The sequence below is a fragment of the Azospirillum sp. INR13 genome, assembly GCF_015390205.1.
Classification (GTDB): Bacteria; Pseudomonadota; Alphaproteobacteria; order Azospirillales; family Azospirillaceae; genus Azospirillum.
The window spans coordinates 1-17211 of record NZ_VUOI01000022.1 but is presented as its reverse complement, the minus strand read 5'-3'; the positions used below and the strand labels follow the sequence as shown (position 1 = coordinate 17211).

At 64.5% G+C, this 17211-nt stretch carries 13 protein-coding genes and 3 pseudogenes; 3 read left to right on the top strand and 13 right to left on the bottom strand.

The features are described 5' to 3' along the window. Positions 1-9: 9 nt before the first annotated feature. Positions 10-1182, bottom strand: a complete 1173-nt coding sequence (locus F1643_RS15600; RefSeq protein WP_194914127.1) for an alpha/beta hydrolase — start codon at positions 1180-1182, stop codon at positions 10-12. A gap of 188 nt (positions 1183-1370) precedes the next feature. On the opposite strand from F1643_RS15600, the gene F1643_RS15595 reads away from it, so the two are divergent. Then, on the top strand, positions 1371-1859 hold the full coding sequence (locus F1643_RS15595) for a hypothetical protein (protein WP_194914126.1): 489 nt from the start codon (positions 1371-1373) through the stop codon (positions 1857-1859). An 11-nt stretch (positions 1860-1870) separates the two neighbouring features. On the opposite strand, the gene F1643_RS15590 is transcribed toward F1643_RS15595, so the two are convergent. Next, positions 1871-2497: a GNAT family N-acetyltransferase gene (locus F1643_RS15590; protein WP_194914125.1), complete on the bottom strand. Its 627-nt coding sequence runs from the start codon at positions 2495-2497 to the stop codon at positions 1871-1873. Positions 2498-2893: 396 nt separating this feature from the next. Between F1643_RS15590 and F1643_RS15585 the strand changes: the two genes are divergently transcribed. Then, entirely contained in the window at positions 2894-3064 is a 171-nt protein-coding gene (locus F1643_RS15585) for a hypothetical protein (protein WP_194914201.1), read from the top strand. A 112-nt stretch (positions 3065-3176) separates the two neighbouring features. Here the strand turns inward: F1643_RS15585 and F1643_RS15580 are convergent, their stop codons facing one another. The 4 genes and pseudogenes from F1643_RS15580 to F1643_RS15565 all read right to left on the bottom strand — a co-directional run bounded on the left by F1643_RS15580 (position 3177) and on the right by F1643_RS15565 (position 7240). Further along, a complete protein-coding gene (locus tag F1643_RS15580) occupies positions 3177-4523 on the bottom strand; it encodes a globin-coupled sensor protein (RefSeq protein WP_194914124.1) in 1347 nt (448 codons plus the stop codon). Positions 4524-4888: 365 nt separating this feature from the next. Further along, positions 4889-5777 (bottom strand): annotated as a pseudogene (gene rpoH, locus F1643_RS15575) (RNA polymerase sigma factor RpoH). Between the two features lie 741 nt (positions 5778-6518). After that, complete coding sequence (locus F1643_RS15570) at positions 6519-6929, bottom strand: MucR family transcriptional regulator (RefSeq protein WP_149221700.1); 411 nt, start codon at positions 6927-6929, stop codon at positions 6519-6521. Between the two features lie 35 nt (positions 6930-6964). After that, complete coding sequence (locus F1643_RS15565) at positions 6965-7240, bottom strand: HU family DNA-binding protein (RefSeq protein ID WP_012974184.1); 276 nt, start codon at positions 7238-7240, stop codon at positions 6965-6967. A gap of 469 nt (positions 7241-7709) precedes the next feature. On the opposite strand from F1643_RS15565, the gene F1643_RS15560 reads away from it, so the two are divergent. Next, complete coding sequence (locus F1643_RS15560) at positions 7710-8702, top strand: TerC family protein (protein ID WP_194914123.1); 993 nt, start codon at positions 7710-7712, stop codon at positions 8700-8702. Between the two features lie 50 nt (positions 8703-8752). On the opposite strand, the gene F1643_RS15555 is transcribed toward F1643_RS15560, so the two are convergent. From F1643_RS15555 to F1643_RS15525, 7 genes and pseudogenes are all read right to left on the bottom strand, one after another. Further along, complete coding sequence (locus F1643_RS15555; RefSeq protein ID WP_370540632.1) at positions 8753-9211, bottom strand: hypothetical protein; 459 nt, start codon at positions 9209-9211, stop codon at positions 8753-8755. A 1-nt stretch (position 9212) separates the two neighbouring features. Beyond that, positions 9213-11166: pseudogene (locus F1643_RS15550) on the bottom strand (acetoacetate--CoA ligase). Between the two features lie 238 nt (positions 11167-11404). Further along, positions 11405-13402 carry a methyl-accepting chemotaxis protein gene (locus tag F1643_RS15545; RefSeq protein WP_194914121.1) on the bottom strand — a complete coding sequence of 666 codons (1998 nt, stop codon included), beginning with the start codon at positions 13400-13402 and terminating at the stop codon, positions 11405-11407. 534 nt (positions 13403-13936) lie between these two features. Then, entirely contained in the window at positions 13937-14572 is a 636-nt protein-coding gene (plsY, locus tag F1643_RS15540; RefSeq protein ID WP_206692514.1) for a glycerol-3-phosphate 1-O-acyltransferase PlsY, read from the bottom strand. Next, positions 14541-15836: pseudogene (locus F1643_RS15535) on the bottom strand (dihydroorotase family protein). The gene plsY and the pseudogene F1643_RS15535 overlap by 32 nt, the downstream one beginning before the upstream one ends. Before the next feature lie 8 nt (positions 15837-15844). After that, complete coding sequence (locus F1643_RS15530) at positions 15845-16834, bottom strand: aspartate carbamoyltransferase catalytic subunit (protein WP_194914195.1); 990 nt, start codon at positions 16832-16834, stop codon at positions 15845-15847. Positions 16835-16902: 68 nt separating this feature from the next. Continuing rightward, the coding region (locus F1643_RS15525; protein ID WP_255542853.1) for a LysR substrate-binding domain-containing protein at positions 16903-17211 on the bottom strand (309 nt) is incomplete at its 5' end.

Sequence of the window (17211 nt, the reverse complement as noted above, 5' to 3'; positions counted from 1 at the left end):
GGAACGGCCTCAGTTCACCCGGCGCAGCACCGTGTCCAGCCGGCCGCGGCCGTCCTTGTCCAGCCAGGTGGCGGAGACCCGGCCGTCCGGCCGCAGGCGATAGCGCAGCATGTTGCGGCCCTTCTCGTCGAAGACCAGTTCGCCATTCTCGATCCGCCCCTTGCGGCGCACCCGCTCGAAAGGCTGGTCGGCCTCCATGCCGGCACCGAGCAGATAGTCGGCATAGACGGCATCGCCTTCGGCCTTCTCGACCGACAGAGCGACCTCGCGGCCATTGATGTAGCTGCCGTACCACATGCCCATGAAGGGGCGCAGGGCGGCGGTGGTGTCGACGTCGCCCTTGGCAGAGCCGGAGGCGTTGGCGGGCAAGGCGGCCTGCAGGAGTTCGGCGCTCGGGCTGCGGCCCCAGGACTCGTCGCAGGGCGGATCGTTCGGCCTCGGCGGCGCCTCGGCGAAGCGGACGATGCAGGCGCCGAAGCGGCGGACGAACAAACCGGTGTTGGCGGCACCATGGCCGGGCAGTAGCGACGGCTGGTCGACGATCAGGCTGCTTAGACCACGCTGCGCCAGGATGTTGCGCGCCGGCTCCGCGCGTCCGCCCGGATCGAAATCGTCGCCGTGGAAGAAGAACATCATCACCCGAGCCCGACGGACTTCTCGCAGGATCGGCCAGAGCTGGGCGGCGTTCTCGCGGTAACTGTCATAGGCTTCGGTGAAGTTGCCGAAAGCGGCTGGCGCGGTGGCGATGACGGAGTCGATGGCGTTGGTCTGGCCCGCCGCGATCAGCGAGATGAAGGCGCCGAAAGATTGCCCGGTCAGCGCGACACGGCGATAGCCCTTGGTCTTCAGCATGTCAGAATAGCCCGCCAGTGCGCGGGCGCTGTTGGGCAGGGTGTCGCTGACGCGCATGCGGTCGAGCCGGAAGACGTCCCATCCGGCGTCGCGCAGTGTCTTCATGTAGAGCGGGGTAGGGGCCTCGGAATCCTCCGAATCAACGGAGCGGCCGTGGCTCCACACCACCGCACCGCGTGCCCCGGCCGGGCCGGACAGCGACGCCTCGCCATAGGCGGGCTTCAGAACGATCTGGGCCGCCGCGGGGCGGACCTCCGTCATGCCCCCCGCAATGCCCAATCCGACCGTCGCGATCAGTCCGAGAACAGCCCCCCGAATCGTCCGCATCATCCCCACCGATCCCCTACGCTGCGAGTCGGTCTAGGATTGGCCCCGGTGGTTAACGCGTCGTTTCCGGCATTCCGTACTCCCCCCGGAAGCCACATTTTGTCACAGCTCGGGTATGCAACTAAGAATGACTCGCGGTTTTCCGCGTGTGGCGCTAGGATGCGCACGCAACCGAACGAAGGAGCATCGGCATGTGCGGGACGGTGGAAGAAGGGCGGCCGTCGCCCTGGACGGTGACGGACCTGACGACGGCCGAACGGGCGCTGTTGACCGGCGTGCGGCAGTGGTTCCGTGCCGGAACCGCAGGTGCGATGGCGTCGATGCGCATCGGTCTGAATGTCGCCGGCGTGCCGAATACTGCGCTGCTGCCGCTGTTCGCGCTGCTCGGCACCTTCGCCGTGTCGGGGGCCCGCAAGCCCGAGATACGCTGCCCGGCCTGCAGCCGCATCAGTGCGGACGAGGCGGCCTTGCTCGACTCCCTGGCCGCGGTGCAGAACGGCGACGCCGAGATCGCAGCGCAGTATCTCGACCGCTGGCTTCCGCTGGTCGCGCTGTGCATGGCAACCGATGCCATGCGCGAGTTGGGCGCCATCCTGGACGGCGCCCGCATCTATCTGCCACGACGGCGGTCGGCCCGGCTGGTGCCGCTTCCGCCCGGCGCGGCACTGGCCGCGGAATAACGTCGGATTTCCTAATCGGTGGCGAGGCGCAGGCCGCGGTCACCCTCCGGCTTCGCAGCGTCCGCCATCCGTTTCTGCAAAAGCCACTGGTCGATGGCAACGCGGACCAGCCGGCCTTCCGGCGTGTGGTAGAGGAACTGTCCGCGTTCCCGGCCGCAATGTTCATATCCCAGCCGCTCGTAGAAGGGCAGCACCCCCGCATTGTCGCGATCGACGCCCAGTTCGGCGAAGGGCACGCCGCGCTGGACCACCAGCCGTTCGGCCGCCCGCACCAGCCGGACGCCGAGCCCAAGCCGCCGGAAAGGCTGGAACACACGCAACGCCCATAGCGTGGCCCGGCCGCTCGGCCGCTTGCGCAGGAAATCGATGCAGATCTGCCCTACGGGAAAGCCGTTGACGTCCGCCAGCAGCATCGCGCCGTCACCCCGCTCCTGAAGGCGGAATGCCCCGGCGATTATCTCGCGGTGGGGCGAGTGCAGGCCATACCATTCCAGGGTCGGCAGGTCGTCCTGCCTTGCCGGCCGGATGGTCACCGGCAGGGCGAGCGTCGCATGGCCGTCCTCCTCCCCCGCTTCCGTCCCGAACCGCCCGTTGGCGCCCGTGCCGCTCGTTCCGGTGCGGCGGTGTGCTGTTGCCATGTGCCGATGCCTCGCAGGTGCTTTCCCGCCTTCGGTCGCCGCTTGGATCACGGCCCTCGGTGACAACCTACACGGCGTGCCGTCGTTCCGACGCTGTGCGGTCGGGATAGGGCTTTCGGCCATGGCGGTGAGGCAGGCAATGAACGGCAACCAAGCAAATAAATATAAAATTTTTCGCAAAGCGTATGTTTGAAGGATCTGCGAGGCTTCGGGGTGGTGGCGGTACTTTCAGGTGAAGGAAGGATTATGAAGCCGGCAAAGAGTTGAGTAACTGAAGTCTTATTGACGCCACATGACGCGTTTTGATAACTTCTGAGGACCAAGAGGTTTCCTGTTCAAAAAACGAACTGGATAGTTTTTCTCTAAAATGCCAGAAATCGGGCGGGGGATAAGACCATGATGAGAATTGTGAATCTGGGACGGACCGGCATTTTCGTCGCGATGCGTGGCGGCATTCTCACCAGCCTCGGCGGGCGCAGCCACTGGCGCAGCGCGGAAGAGGTTCGGCACGCTGCCCAGGCGGAAAACATCGCAGTCAGCGATTTCGTGGTCCGCACGCTGCCCTGATCGGCAGTTTCACCGCATTGTCGCCTTGCGCGACGGCGTGCAGATGGGAAAAGGGCGCGTTCGGCGGAACGCGCCCTTCTTCTTTTGGTGGGTCAGGCCGATTTGGCGTCTATCAGCCCGCGCGGACGCGGGCAAGGAAGCGATCGACCTCCGTCCGCAGGGTGGTGGACTGACGCGACAATTCGTTGGTCGCCTCCAAAACCTGCCTGGCCTCTTCGCCGGCATTGTTGGCGGAGGCATTGACGGCGACGATCGTCTCGCTGACCTCGCGGGTACCGATGGACGCCTGCTGAACGTTGCGGGCGATTTCCGTCGTGGCCGCACCCTGTTCCTCCATTGCGGTGGCGATGGAGGTGGAGATTTCGTTGATGCGCGCGATGGTGCCGGAGATGGACCTGATGGCGCCAACCGCCTCCTGCGTGGCGCCCTGGACGGCGCCGATCTGGGAATTGATCTCCTCGGTCGCCTTGGCGGTTTGGTTGGCGAGGCTCTTGACCTCGCTCGCCACCACGGCGAAGCCCTTGCCTGCCTCGCCGGCGCGCGCCGCCTCGATCGTGGCGTTCAGAGCGAGCAGGTTCGTTTGGCTGGCGATGTCGTGAATCAGCTTCACCACCTGACCGATGCGGCTGGCCGCGTCGGCAAGCCCCTGCACCGTGGCGTTGGTCCGCTCGGCCTCGGTCATCGCAGCGTTGGCGATGGCGGCGGACTGCGTCACCTGATGGCTGATCTCGCCGATTGAGGCGGTCAGTTCTTCGGCCGCGGCCGCAACGGTCTGGATGTTGACGGACGCCTCTTCCGCGGCGGCGGCCACCTGGGTCGATTGCTCGCTGGTGGTTTCCGCGGTGCGGCTCATCGTCTGGGCGGTGCACTGAAGCTGCTGGGCTGCACTCGCCACCGCCTGGACGACGCCCTTCACCTCCCGTTCGAAGCTGTCGGCAGTGCTGCCCAGTTCCCGCGCGATGATGGCTGCGGTGTTCAGGTCGATATAGACCGAGGTGGCGAGGTCCATGTCCAGGAACACCGCCTTGTTGATGGCCTGGAGCAGCTGCGACAGCTTCTCCGGCTTCTTGCGGTGGATCTGGGCAGCCAGTTCGATCAGCTTGTTCAGGGTGAAGCAATAGGCACCGGTATACCAGCGTGGCTCCAGGCCGATGCGCTGATGCGTCTGGCCGATCTTCAGGACCTGATTGACGTAGGCCTCGTCGAAGGTGCCGGTGAAGACATTGCGCAGCCAGTGCTGCTTCTGCAGGTCCCGCGCGCGGCCGGTCACCGCCGGGTTCACCAGCATGGGGGCGACCTGCGGGACCGTGTGGAGATAGCCGTAGAACTCCTCCAGTATCTGATCGATCCGTTGCGCCAGATAGGGCTGGAATTCGCGAAGCGTTGCCTTCGTCGCCTCGTCGATGCGCAGGAAGGTGATGCGGTCAATGATCGACTGAGTCTGGGCAGCGTGCGACATGGAGCCCCTCTCCCATTTGAGATATGACGAGCGTACTAAGAATTGCCAAAATTGCAAACTTTCCCGCGAGCGGCACATCATGCGCAGGCACTCGCATCTTTGAACCAGTCACTTTGTCGCAGAACCTCGACTGCGCGTAATCAAGCGTCGTGACGGCCCCCACGGGCGTTGGTTTATTACTCGGCATCGGAAAGAAAAAAAGCCGGCGGAGCCAAAGGGCGCCGCCGGCTTGCAGGTTTACAGGTCTGGAGGCAACAGGCGGGCCACGGCCCGCGGGAGCGATGCGGCGGAATCCAGCCGGATGGCCGGTGCCGCATGAGGCCCGTCCGGAGCGGAGCCCGCGCCGGACGGGAAACGTGGTGGGATCAGGCCACCATCGGGGTGGCCGGCCGGCGCAGGGCCTGGGCGGCACTGAGCACGGCCTTCTGAAGCTTCTCGAAAGCCCGCACTTCGATCTGGCGAACGCGTTCGCGCGATACGAGAATTGCTGGCTCAGCGCTTCGAGGGTCGACGGATCGTCCTTCAGGCGGCGCTCGAAGAGGATTCGGCGTTCACGCGCGTCCAGCCGGTCCAGGGCCTGACCGACAAGCCGGCGGCGCAGCGCCAGCTCGTCCGCTTCCGCCAGCATGGTGTCCTGCGTGGGCGGTCGTCCGCCAGCAGTTCAAGCCAGTTGGTCTCGCCGTCGGTCGACAGGGTGGCGTCGAGCGAGCTGTCGTTGGCGGCGAGGCGGCGGTTCATCTCCACCACCTCGGTTTCCGGTACGTCCAGTTCGGCGGCGATGGTCGCCACCGTCTCCGGCGACAGGTCGCCCTGCTCCAGCTCGGCCATCTGGCTCTTCAGCCGGCGAAGGTTGAAGAACAGCTTCTTCTGTGCAGCGGTGGTGCCCATCTTCACCAGCGACCAGCTGTGCAGGATGTATTCCTGGATAGCGGCACGGATCCACCAGGTGGCATAGGTGGCGAAGCGGAAGCCGCGCTGCGGATCGAACTTCTGGGCGGCCTGCATGAGGCCGACATTCCCCTCGGCCACCAGATCGACCAACGGCAGGCCGTAGCCACCGAAGCCGCGGGCGATCTTGATCACCAAGCGGAGATGGCTGCCCACGAGTTGCTCCAGCGCCTGGGGACTGCCGCGTTCCCGCCAAGCGATGGCGAGGTCGCGCTCTACGTCCGGCGCCAGGATGGGGAAGCGCTTGGATTCCTCGATGTAGCGGGTCAGGCTGGCGCTTTCACCGGTCAGCAGTTTCTTCAGCACGCGAATGCCTCCTCTCCAACGCTTCACGGGGCAGCCCGCAATCGGGGCCGGCCCCTGTCGGGACCCATGGCAGGGATCGCCTTCGAGGCGATGAACCAACGGCGGACTGTGGCGCGAACGTAGGAATAACGTCCGTCGATCCGACCTTAGCTGTTGTGGGGTTTGTATTTTGCCCGGCGTCTCAAGGAACTGCGTCCTTTTGACAATGTTAATGTGGCCGCGGATTTGCGGCGGATCAAGCCGGGAAAGGGCATGTTCCGGGTGTTTTTCGGCGTATACCCAGGCTCTTCTTCTACCCGCACCGGCAGTCTGGGAGAGGAGGCAATCCTATGACCCCTGACGTTCAGACGGGTGACGTTCGGGCAGTCGTTCCTCTTCCGATCGGCCGGCACATGTCCGGGCGGACTGCCGTCGATATGCCGCACCCGCGAAATGGATCGGCTGCAGGTCAGCCGGCGGTGCGGAAGGCAACTATGCCTCTGCGGTGAGGATGGTGATAGGACCGCCCGTGGTCCCTCAACCATACCGGAACCCTAGATGGGAAGGCCGATCCGCTTCGCCACCCGAACATTGGTCATAGGCCCATCAGAGCCGACTGGAGGTAAGCCGGGGGAGGGCGTGCCGATGGCTCGAAACTTGCGGTTCACATGCACCCCCGACATTGGACCTGGCGGGTGCATGCGAAAAAAGGCGCGCCCGGTTGAGCGCGCCTTTTTCAAAGCTCATGCGGATGAAGACCGGTTACTCGGCCGCCGCACGTTTGCGGCCGAGGCCGAGCTTGGTCGCCATTTCCGAACGGGCCTTGGCATAGTTCGGCGCAACCATGGGATATTCGGCCGGCAGCCCCCACTTGGCGCGGTACTCGTCCGGCGTCATGTCATAGACGGTCTTCAGATGCCGCTTCAGCATCTTCAGCTTCTTCCCGTCTTCCAGGCAGACGATGTATTCCGGAGTGACCGATTTCTTGATCGCGACCGCCGGTACCAACTCGGCCTTCGCCTGGGTCGGCTTGTCCTCGCCCAGATTGCGGAAAGCCACTTGGACGCTGTTGATCAGCGTGGGCAGGTCGTGGACCGGCACCGAGTTGTTGCCGACATAGGCGGCAACGACCTTGGCGGTCAGCGATTGCAATTCGGTTTGATCGATGGTCATGGCTGCGCTCCCCCTGGGACGTGGTTGCGTGCGTATCAGCCGTTCACCAGATCGCGCAGCTGCTTGGCCGGCTTGAACTTCGGAGCCTTGGAAGCGGCGATCGCCACGACTTCGCCGGTGCGGGGGTTGCGGCCTTCACGGGCGGCGCGCTCAGCCACCTCGAAAATGCCGAAACCGGCCAGGCGCACATCCTCGCCGCGGCCCAGCGCGCCGGAGATGCCCTCGAACACCGCCTGAACGACCTTGGCCGCGTCGGCCTTCTTGATGCCGGCGTTGGTGGCGACGGTTTCGATCAGCTCGGCCTGGTTCATGCAAAACTCCATTTGGTCGGTTTGGTTTCGGTTTTTCGGAGTTATTGGCAGAACGGCACCATCCGCACAAGAGCGAACACAGATTGGGCAACCATCGGTGTTTTTCTTGCGCGACATTCGTTCCCGATCTGTGGCGGCATTGCATCAAGCGCCGAGTCCCGGAGCCGCCAAAGCCACTGCAGCCGCCGTTTTCCGCGTCCGCGCCCCTGTGCGGTGCCCGCAGGCGCGTTATGGCCGCCGCGACTCGCCGAAAGTCGGCATCCGTCGAATTTCAATGACGTCGAAGAGTGCCCGGTCCGGCTTTGCTTAAAATGCAAAAACCCGCTCTTCCACCATCTTGATCGCGGCAACGGCGACACCATCTGCCAGAAAGTTCGGGTCCGGGTCCCTCTGGCGACCGAGGCGTCGGTCGTGATGTCGGAACCGCTTGATTTCACCGCTGACGCAGCGTCATCAAGTGGGTCTTGCTATGGATGGTATGCTTGCGATGGTTTTCCTCGAATTTTTGGGAAAACCAATCTGGATTTGGCTTGTTTTCATTGGCGTCGTGCTGACGCTTCTGGTTCTCGATCTGGGTGTCCTCAACCGCCGCGACCATGTTATCGAGGTCGGTGAAAGCCTGAAGCTGTCGGCTTTCTACATCGCGGTCGCCATGCTGTTCGGCGGCTGGGTCTGGTACTCGATGGGCTCGGAGGCAGGCCTTCAGTACTACACGGGCTTCTTCGTCGAAAAGAGCCTGTCACTGGACAACGTCTTCGTCATATCGCTGATCTTCAGCTATTTTGCCGTACCGCGCGAATTGCAGCACCGCGTGCTGTTCTGGGGCATCCTGGGCGTCATCGTGCTGCGCGGCCTGATGATCGGCGCCGGTGCCGCGCTGGTTTCGGAGTTCCATTGGGTCCTCTATCTCTTCGGCGCCTTCCTGGTGCTGACCGGCCTCAAGATGCTGTTCGCGAAGGATGAGGAGACCAACCTCGGCGAAAATGCCGCCCTTCGTTTCCTGAAGCGGCATATCCGGGTCACCGACCGCTTCCATGGCAATCACTTCATCGTCAGGGAGCCGAGCGGGCAGGGCGGCGCGATGCGCTGGGCGGCCACCCCGCTTCTGCTGGCGCTGATCATGGTGGAACTGGCCGACCTGGTGTTCGCGGTCGACAGCGTGCCGGCGATCTTCGCCATCACCACCGACCCGTATCTGGTCTACACCAGCAACATCTTCGCCATCCTCGGCCTGCGTGCCCTGTATTTCGCCCTGGCTGCGATGGTCCATCGCTTCCGTTACCTGAAATACGCGCTGGCTCTGGTGCTGGTGTTCATCGGCGGCAAGATCTTCTACACGCAGTTCTTCGGCAAGCCCGACCCGTTGATCGCGCTGGGTGTCACCTTCGCCCTGATCGGCGGTGGCGTGCTGGTGTCGCTGTACAAGACGAGCCGCGAGACCAAGGCCGCGGCGGCCGAGTAAGCTTACGGAAATAAAAGGGGCGGCACCCGGGTGCCGCCCCTTTTTCCTGTTCAGAACCCCAGCTTGACCAGCTCCGCGATGCTATCGGACGCATTGCGGTGGAGGATGAAGCGGCCGCCGGCCTCCTCCCAAGGATCGCGGGCCTTGTCGCGGTCATCGACGAGGACGGCGCCGGGGTTGGCATAGCGGGCCTTGTCGCGGGCCATGCAGGTGATGACCGGCACGTCGGCCCCGAGCATGCGGGCGACCCAGCGCTTTTTCTGTTCGGGTGCCCAACTGCCCAGCGGCAGGCCCGTGAGGATGGTCGGCCGGTGGGGTGCGCAAAACTGCCAGAGTTCCTGCGCGTCGTGCATGAACTCCAGCGTGCCGAAAAAGTCGGAGTGGCGGGACAATGCCCGCCACATCTCCTTCATCGGCAGCTGTTCCGGCCGCTTGCCGGTTACCGCGACGACCCCGCGGTCGAAATCGGCCAATACCCCGTCCAGGTCAAGGAACAGCTTCACCGCCACGTCACGCCCCATTCAGTTCTGCCCGCTCGCGGAACTCGTCGAGGGCTTGCGGGTTTGACAGCGCCTCCGTGTTCTTGATCGGCCGGCCATGGACGGCGTCGCGCACCGCCAGCTCCGTGATCTTGCCGGACCGGGTGCGGGGAATGTCGGTGACCTGCACGATCTTCGCCGGCACATGGCGGGGGGAGCAATTGTCCTTGATCCGCTTGCGGATGGTCGCCGCCAGCGCCTCGTCCAGCTTCATGCCCTCGCGCAGGACGACGAACAGAACGACGCGCACATCGCCGTCCCATTCCTGGCCGATGCAGACCGCTTCCATGATCTCCGGCAGCTGTTCGACCTGACGGTAGATCTCCGCCGTGCCGATGCGCACGCCACCGGGGTTCAGCACGGCGTCCGAGCGGCCGTAGATCACCCAACCGCCATGTTCTGTCTGCTCGATGAAGTCACCATGGACCCAGATGTTGGGGAAGCGGTCGAAATAGGCGGAGCGGTACTTGGACCCGTCCGGATCGGCCCAGAAGCCGATGGGCATGCTGGGAAACGGGCGGGTGCAGACCAGTTCGCCCTTCTCGCTGCGCACCGCGACGCCGTTGTCGTCGAACGCCTCCACCGCCATGCCCAGGCCCCGCGTCTGGATCTCGCCCTTCCAGACCGGGGCGATTGGATTGCCCAGTACGAAGCAGGACATGATGTCGGTGCCGCCGCTGATCGAGGCGAGATGGATATCCTGCTTGATGGAGCGATAGACGAACTCGAAAATTCTCCGGCATCAGCGGCGAGCCGGTGGAGGCGAGTGCACGGACGCTGGCAAGCGAATGGGTCTTCGCAGGCTCCAGTCCGGACTTCTCCAGCGACTGGATGAACTTGGCCGAGGTGCCGAACAGCGTCACCTGTTCCGCATCCGCATAGTCGAACAGGATGTTGCCGCTGGGGGCGAAGGGCGAACCGTCGTAGAGAACCAGCGTCGTGCCGCTGGCCAGACCGGTCACCAGCCAGTTCCACATCATCCAACCGCAGGTGGTGAAATAGAACAGCCGGTCGCCGCGCTTCAGGTCACAATGCAGCCGGTGTTCCTTCACATGCTGAAGGATGGAGCCGCCGGTCCCATGGACGATGCATTTCGGCTTTCCGGTGGTGCCGGAGGAATAGAGGATGAACAGCGGATGGTCGAAGGCGACCCGTTCGAAGGTCGGCTCGGCCACCGGGTAGGGCGCCATGAAGTCTTGCAGGCCGATGGCGCCCGGGATGGTCGAGACATCCGGCGCCCTGTCCACATAGGGAACGATCACGGTGGCGACGACGGTGGGCAGATCCTTCAGGACTTCGGCCACCTTGGCGCGGACGTCGTGGCTCTTGCCGTTGTACCAATAGGCGTCGGGGGAGAAGACCACCTTCGGCTCGATCTGGCCGAAGCGGTCGGTGATGCCTTGAATGCCGAAATCGGGCGAGCAGGAAGACCAGACCGCACCCAAACTGGTGGTGGCGATCATCGCCGCCAGCGTTTCCGGCATGTTGGGCATGATGGCGGCGACCCGGTCGCCCTTGCCGACGCCCTTGGCCTTCAGCGCCTGCTGCAGGCGGGAAACGGTGGCCTTCAGCTCCGCCCCGCTCCAGCGGTACTTCACCTTGTCCTCGCCCCAGAACACGACGGCATTCTCATCGAGCGCACCGGCCAGCAGGTTCTCGGCATAGCTGAGGCTTGCTTCCGGGAACCAGCGGGCACCGGGCATCTTGTCGCCGTCCAGCAGATCGATGCTGCCGAGGTCACCGGTCAGCCCGGCCCACTCCCACAGGAAGCGCCAGAACCGTTCCTTCTCCGCGATCGACCAATTGTAGAGCGCGTTGTAATCGTCCAGCCGCAGTCCGAAGCGCGCATTCGCCGCCTCGCGGAAGGCGGTCAGGTTGGCCTGCGCGATGCGCTCCTCACTCGGGCTCCACAGCGGAGTGTCCATTCTCGGTTCCCTCAGCGTCTCGTTATCCACCGGCGTCAGCGGCCGGCTCGCCTGCCGGGTTGTTGGTTCGTGTCCCGGATTGCCGTGCAGCATAACGCATGGCCGCACCGCTTGTCTTTCCCCCGGTGGGCGAATTGAGGCAGGGCAAGCGGAACGAAATCAACGGGCTACAAACGAAAGCGGCGGGGAGTTGCCTCCCCGCCGCCGGCGTCGCCCGATGTCGGAAATGCGTGCTCGATCACGCCGCGCGGATCGTCGCCACGAAAGTCTGAACCTCCCGGCGCAGCATTTCCGCGTCGCGGGCAAGATCGCCGGCCGCATGCAACACCTGGCCGGCGGCCGTTCCGGTCTCCGACGCCGCCTGATTCACCCCCAGGATATTGGAGGACACGTCGCCGGTGCCGCGGGCCGCCTGCGCGACATTGTTGGCGATGTCGCCGGTCGCGGCATTCTGCTCCTCGATGGCGGCGGCGATGCCGGTGGAGATGTCGCTGATCTGGTCGATCGTGCTGGCAATGCCGGTGATGGCGGTCTGGGCACCTGCGGTGGCGGACTGGATCTCCTTCACCTTGGCCTGGATGTCCTCGGTAGCGCGGGCAGTCTGGTTGGCGAGCTGCTTCACCTCGCTGGCGACGACGGCGAAGCCCTTGCCGGCCTCGCCGGCCCTGGCCGCTTCGATGGTTGCGTTCAGCGCCAACAGGTTGGTCTGGCCGGCGATGGAATTGATGAGCACCACCACCTGCTCGATCTGCTGGGCTGCCTGCACCAGACCTTCGATGGCTTGACCGGTCCGCCGAGCATCCTCCACCGCCTGGGCGGCGACGCGGGTGGAAGCTGTGACCTGCCGGCCGATCTCGGCAATGGAGGCGGAAAGCTCCTCCGTCGCCGCGGCAACGGTCTGCACGTTGACGGAGGCCTGTTCGGCCGCTGCAGCGACGTTGGTCGCTTGGGCGCTGGTCTGGTCGGCGGTGGCGGACATGGCGCTGGCCGTGCCCTGCATCTCCGTCGCAGCGGAGGCGACCGTCTCGACGATGCCCTGCACGTTGCCTTCGAAGCTGTCGGCCAGTTGGAGCATTGCGGCGCGACGGTCGGCTGCGGCACGGATCTCCGCCTCCTTCGCCTCCTGCTCCATACGCCGGGTCTGGATCATGGTGTCGCGGAAGACCTGCACGGCCGACGCCATTGCGCCGATCTCGTCACGGCGGCCAGCGGCAGGAATATCGACCGTCAGATCGCCCTTCGCCAGCCGGCCCATCGCCCCGGTCATTGCCACCACCGGGTTGGCGACGCTGCGGCCGATCAGCCAAGCCAGCAGAATGGCAAGCGCCGCCGCCGCCGGTGTCAGGATCATGCTCAGCTTTTCGGCATTGTCCGCCGTCTCGATCGCACCCTTGCGCAACGCCGCCTGACCCGCCGACACCGGCTCGCGGATCTCCTGGAGCTGCTTGGCGATGGCAGTACCGATGGGGCTGAGGCGGGTGTTGATGATCTCGTCCATCGCCGCCATATGACCTTCGATCGATTTCAGGCCGGTGGCAAGCTTTTCAAGCAAGCTGCTTGCGGCAGCGATTCGTGCCTGCTGCCCCTCGGCAAGCGGCATACCCTCCAACTCCTTCATGGCGCCGGATGCTTCGCCAAGCCGCATGGCGACCCTCTCGAAATCATATTCCTTGTCGCCGGCCAACAGGCGGAAGGCCAGGATGCGGGTGGTCCACACGCCTTCGCTCAGCTTGTTCAGGGTGGCGACCGTCGCGAAGTGATTGGCGTTCTCTTCGGCCGTTCGCATCTCCACCAGCTGCGCGCGCAGGGCGGAGCCGGCGTCGTACACCACCTCCTTGGTCAGGCGTTCGAGTTCGGTGCGACGAGCCTGATAGTCACGGACTGCCGCAATGTAGGACTGCAGCTTGGCAGCCTCCTCGTCCAGTGGGCGGCGGGACGCATCATCGGGCATCATCGGCTTCGTCGCCGCCAACTCCCGTTCAGCATTCGCCATCTCTGCGTAGATCGCCTGGGTATTTTCCACTTTGCCCGTCGCCATATAGCGCAGGAAGGCCATTCGGGCACGCAGCACGGCCGAATCCACTTGCTGGAGTTGCTCAACGATCAATCCCTGGCCGGCGAAGCTGTTGAGGCTGTCGTTCGAATGCTGGGCCGAGCGCCAGGATACCACCCCGAGCAACACCAGCAGAAGAACAACCATGCCGAAGCCGGCGTTCACCCGCGTCCGAATCTTCAACGCACCCAACATCGACAAGCCCCCGCATGATTTCCACACGCTCAGCCCTCTCCAGAACGAGCGTCGGGAGCGCAAAGCCTCATACGCAGGTATGCGTCAGGAAAATTGAACGAGTGCTAAACGATGAAAAGGTCGCGACCCCAATTGACTTATTGATAATTTTCAAAAATTACCTTCATTTTATTAGAAAAGTCCGGCAAATCGCTCCGGAAAGCGATTGAGGGACAATGGATATAGCTTAGAGGAAATTGGTCATTTAGGAGTCAACAAAGTATATTCAGCAGAAAGATAAAGAAAGCGTGAAAACCCCATTAGGGAAGCGAAAGTCCAAATGCGAAAGGAGAGATCGATTTTAATGTACTAGTATATGCCCATGTTCGCCCTGTCGACTGTCCAGGGTGGAACGATGCATCGCGTGTTCAAAATGCATTCAATCAGCGGCGGCTAGGGCGACCACAGCGGTCAATGAGCCGATGGTAACAGCCGAGGGAAAGCGGCTTCTCCACTCCGACGACGGAGAGAGAAGCCGTCCGTTCATGCCGTCTTCTTTTTACCGGCGCCGATCTTCGGTTCCTCGCCCTTCAGCAGGCGGCGGATGTTCGCCTCGTGGCGGATGAAGACCAGGATGGCGATGAACAGGCAAAGGCCGGCGACCAGCGGTCCGCCGAAATACCATCCGGTCAGCGGGCTGATCCCCAGCGCCGTCAGAGCCGACAGCGATGAAATGCGGAACAACGCCGCCATGACGATCCAGGTCAGGCAGGCGAGCAGACCGACCGGCCAGGAAATCGCCAGCAGAACGCCGATCGCCGTCGCCACGCCCTTGCCACCCTTGAAGCCCAGCCAAACCGGAAAGCTGTGGCCCAGCATGGCGCCGCCGGCGGCCAGCACCGCCGCTTCGGGACCGGCCCACCACAGGGCCAGCAGGGCCGCGATGGCGCCCTTGCCGCTGTCCAGCAGCAGGGTCGCCAGGGCCAGCGGCTTGTTGCCGGTGCGCAGGACATTGGTGGCGCCGATGTTGCCGGAGCCGATCTGGCGGATGTCGCCCAGTCCGGCCAGCCGGGTCAGAACAAGCCCGAAAGGGATCGAACCCAGCAGGTAGCCCAGCAGGGCGGCAAGCACGAGAGTCAGCACCGGATCAGTCCTCCGCCTGCCACACGGTGCGGCCATCCACGATGGTGCGCAGCGGCCGGCCCTGGACCGGGCGGTTTCTCGAAGGGCGAGTTCTTCGACTTCGACTTGAAGCGGCCGACGTCGATCTGCCAGGGAACATCCGGGTCGAAGGCGACCAGATCGGCCGGCCCGCCCTTCACGATGCGGCCGACGGCCAGATCGAGGATCGCCGCCGGATTGGAGGTGACGCAGGCCAGCGCCTTCAGCAGCGGCATCTTGCCCTTGTGTACCAGTTCCAGCGTCAGCGGGAACAGCGTCTCCAGCCCGATCACGCCGGGGGCGGCCTGGGCGAAGGGCAGGCGCTTCTGGTCCTGGTCCTGCGGCACATGGTCGGACGCGATGGCGTCGATGGTGCCGTCTGCCAGTCCCTCGACGATGGCCCGGCGGTCCATCTCGCCACGCAGCGGCGGCGATACCTTGGCGTAGGTTCGGTAATCGCCGACGTCGGTCTCGGTCAGGGCGAAGTAGTGCGGGGCGGTGTCGCAGGTCACCTTCAGGCCGCGTGCCTTGGCGCGGCGGATCAGGTCGACCGACTCCGACGTGGTGATGTGGGCGAAATGCAGGCGCCCGCCGGTAAGTTCGGCCAGCCGCAGGTCGCGCTCGATCATGATGATCTCGGCCTCACGCGGGATGCCGACGAGGCCGAGCCGGGTGGCGATCTCGCCGGAGTTCATCATGCCGCCGGACGCCAGGGACGGCTCCTCCGGGTGCTGGACGATCAGCTTGCCGAAGGTCTTGGCGTAGCTGAGTGCCCGGCGCATCGTCTTGGCACTGACGATGGCCTTGGTGCCGTCGGTGAAGGCGACCGCGCCGGCATGGCTCAGCAGCCCCATCTCGGTGATTTCCTTCCCTTCGGTGCCGCGCGTGGCGGAGCCGTAGGCGAAGACCTTGACCAACTTCACCTCGCGGGCGCGCCGCGCGATGAACTCCAGCCCGGCGACCTCGTCCAGCACCGGGTCTGTGTTGGGCAGCAGCGCCATGGCAGTGATGCCGCCAGCCGCCGCGGCGCGGGACGCGCTCTTGATCGTGTCCTTCTCTTCCTCGCCCGGTTCGCCGATCAGCACGCGCATGTCGACGAGGCCGGGGGCGAGGCACTGGCCGGCGAGATCGACGACCTCGGCCCCTCGGGTGTGGAATCGCTGAACAGGCCGGGTCCGAAATCGGCGATGGTTTCGCCGTCGATCAGCAGGTCGGCGCGCTGGTCCAATCCAGTCGCCGGATCCAGCAAGCGGGCGTTGCGGTAGACGACACGGGCATTCATCGACGCACTCATCGGGCGACTCCCGCAAGGTCGGACTGGCGGCGTTCGCGGGTCAGCAGGTCGAGCACGGCCATGCGCACGGCCACGCCCAGTTCCACCTGATCGAGGATCATCGAGCGCTTGAGGTCGTCGGCGACCTCCGAATCGATCTCCACGCCGCGGTTCATCGGGCCCGGATGCATGATGACCGCGTCAGGCTTCGCCACCTCCAGCTTTTCGTAATCGAGGCCGTAGAAGTAGAAATACTCGCGGGTGGACGGGACATACTGGCCGCTCATCCGCTCGGTCTGCAGGCGCAGCATCATCACCACGTCGGCGTCGCGCAGTCCGGTCTTCATCGAATGATGCACCTCGACGCCAAGCCTCTCGATCTGCGAGGGCAGCAGGGTCGGCGGCGCGACGCAGCGCACCCGCGCTCCCATGGCGTTCAACAGGTGGATGTTGGAGCGCGCGACCCGGCTGTGCAGGATGTCGCCGCAGATCGCCACGATCAACCCGTCCAGCCGGCCCAGGCGGCGGCGGATCGCCAGCGCGTCCAGCAGGGCCTGCGTCGGGTGTTCGTGGTGTCCGTCGCCGGCATTGATGACGGAGCAGTTGACCTTGTCGGCCAGCAGCTTCACCGCGCCCGAATCGGCGTGGCGGACCACCAGTGCGTCCAGGTGCATGGCGTTCAGCGTCATCGCCGTGTCGATCAGGGTCTCGCCCTTCTTCACCGAACTGCTGTCGGTCGACATGTTGATCACGTCGGCGCCCAGCCGCTTTCCGGCCAGCTCGAAGCTGGTGCGGGTGCGGGTGGAGTTCTCGAAGAACAGGTTCACCTGCGTGCGGCCGTCCAACAGGTTGGACTTCTTCACGGGGCGGCGGTTCTGCTCGACATAGCCATCGGCGAGGTCGAGAATCTGGGTGATCTCGCCGGCCCGCAGCCCCTCGATACCGAGGAGATGGCGGTGCGGGAAGACCGTGTCGGGGACGGGTTCGCGCTCATGGGCGCGGACTATAGGAGCGGTCCGGCACGCCCGCAAGCCGTTCAAGACGACGGATCGGCACAGGACTTTCGCCACGACTTTCAGCCCGTTCCGGCCTCTTCGAACAGCCAGTCGCGGAAGGCCTTCACCTTGGGCCGGGAAAAGTAATGCGGCGGCGCCACCACGTAATAGGCAAGGCTTCCCGGCAGCCGCACCTCGAACAGGCGGACCAGCCGTCCGGCGGCGACGTCGTCCGCCACCAGAACCCCGCGGGCCAGCGCAATGCCATGTCCGTTGATCGCCGCCTGCAGCGTAAATGACGAGTCATCGAATCGCAGGCCGCGCTCGGTGTCCACGCCATCGATTCCCGCCGCCCGGCACCACACCGCCCAGGAGATGTTAGTCGTCGT

Excerpts from the sequence above, each read along its gene's own strand:
- F1643_RS15600 (WP_194914127.1), bottom strand. The coding sequence starts at position 1,182 with ATGATGCGGACGATTCGGGGGGCTGTTCTCGGACTGATCGCGACGGTC.
- F1643_RS15595 (WP_194914126.1), top strand. The coding sequence starts at position 1,371 with ATGTGCGGGACGGTGGAAGAAGGGCGGCCGTCGCCCTGGACGGTGACG.
- F1643_RS15590 (WP_194914125.1), bottom strand. The coding sequence starts at position 2,497 with ATGGCAACAGCACACCGCCGCACCGGAACGAGCGGCACGGGCGCCAAC.
- F1643_RS15585 (WP_194914201.1), top strand. The coding sequence starts at position 2,894 with ATGATGAGAATTGTGAATCTGGGACGGACCGGCATTTTCGTCGCGATG.
- F1643_RS15580 (WP_194914124.1), bottom strand. The coding sequence starts at position 4,523 with ATGTCGCACGCTGCCCAGACTCAGTCGATCATTGACCGCATCACCTTC.
- F1643_RS15570 (WP_149221700.1), bottom strand. The coding sequence starts at position 6,929 with ATGACCATCGATCAAACCGAATTGCAATCGCTGACCGCCAAGGTCGTT.
- F1643_RS15565 (WP_012974184.1), bottom strand. The coding sequence starts at position 7,240 with ATGAACCAGGCCGAGCTGATCGAAACCGTCGCCACCAACGCCGGCATC.
- F1643_RS15560 (WP_194914123.1), top strand. The coding sequence starts at position 7,710 with ATGGATGGTATGCTTGCGATGGTTTTCCTCGAATTTTTGGGAAAACCA.
- plsY (WP_206692514.1), bottom strand. The coding sequence starts at position 14,572 with ATGGCCGCACCGTGTGGCAGGCGGAGGACTGATCCGGTGCTGACTCTC.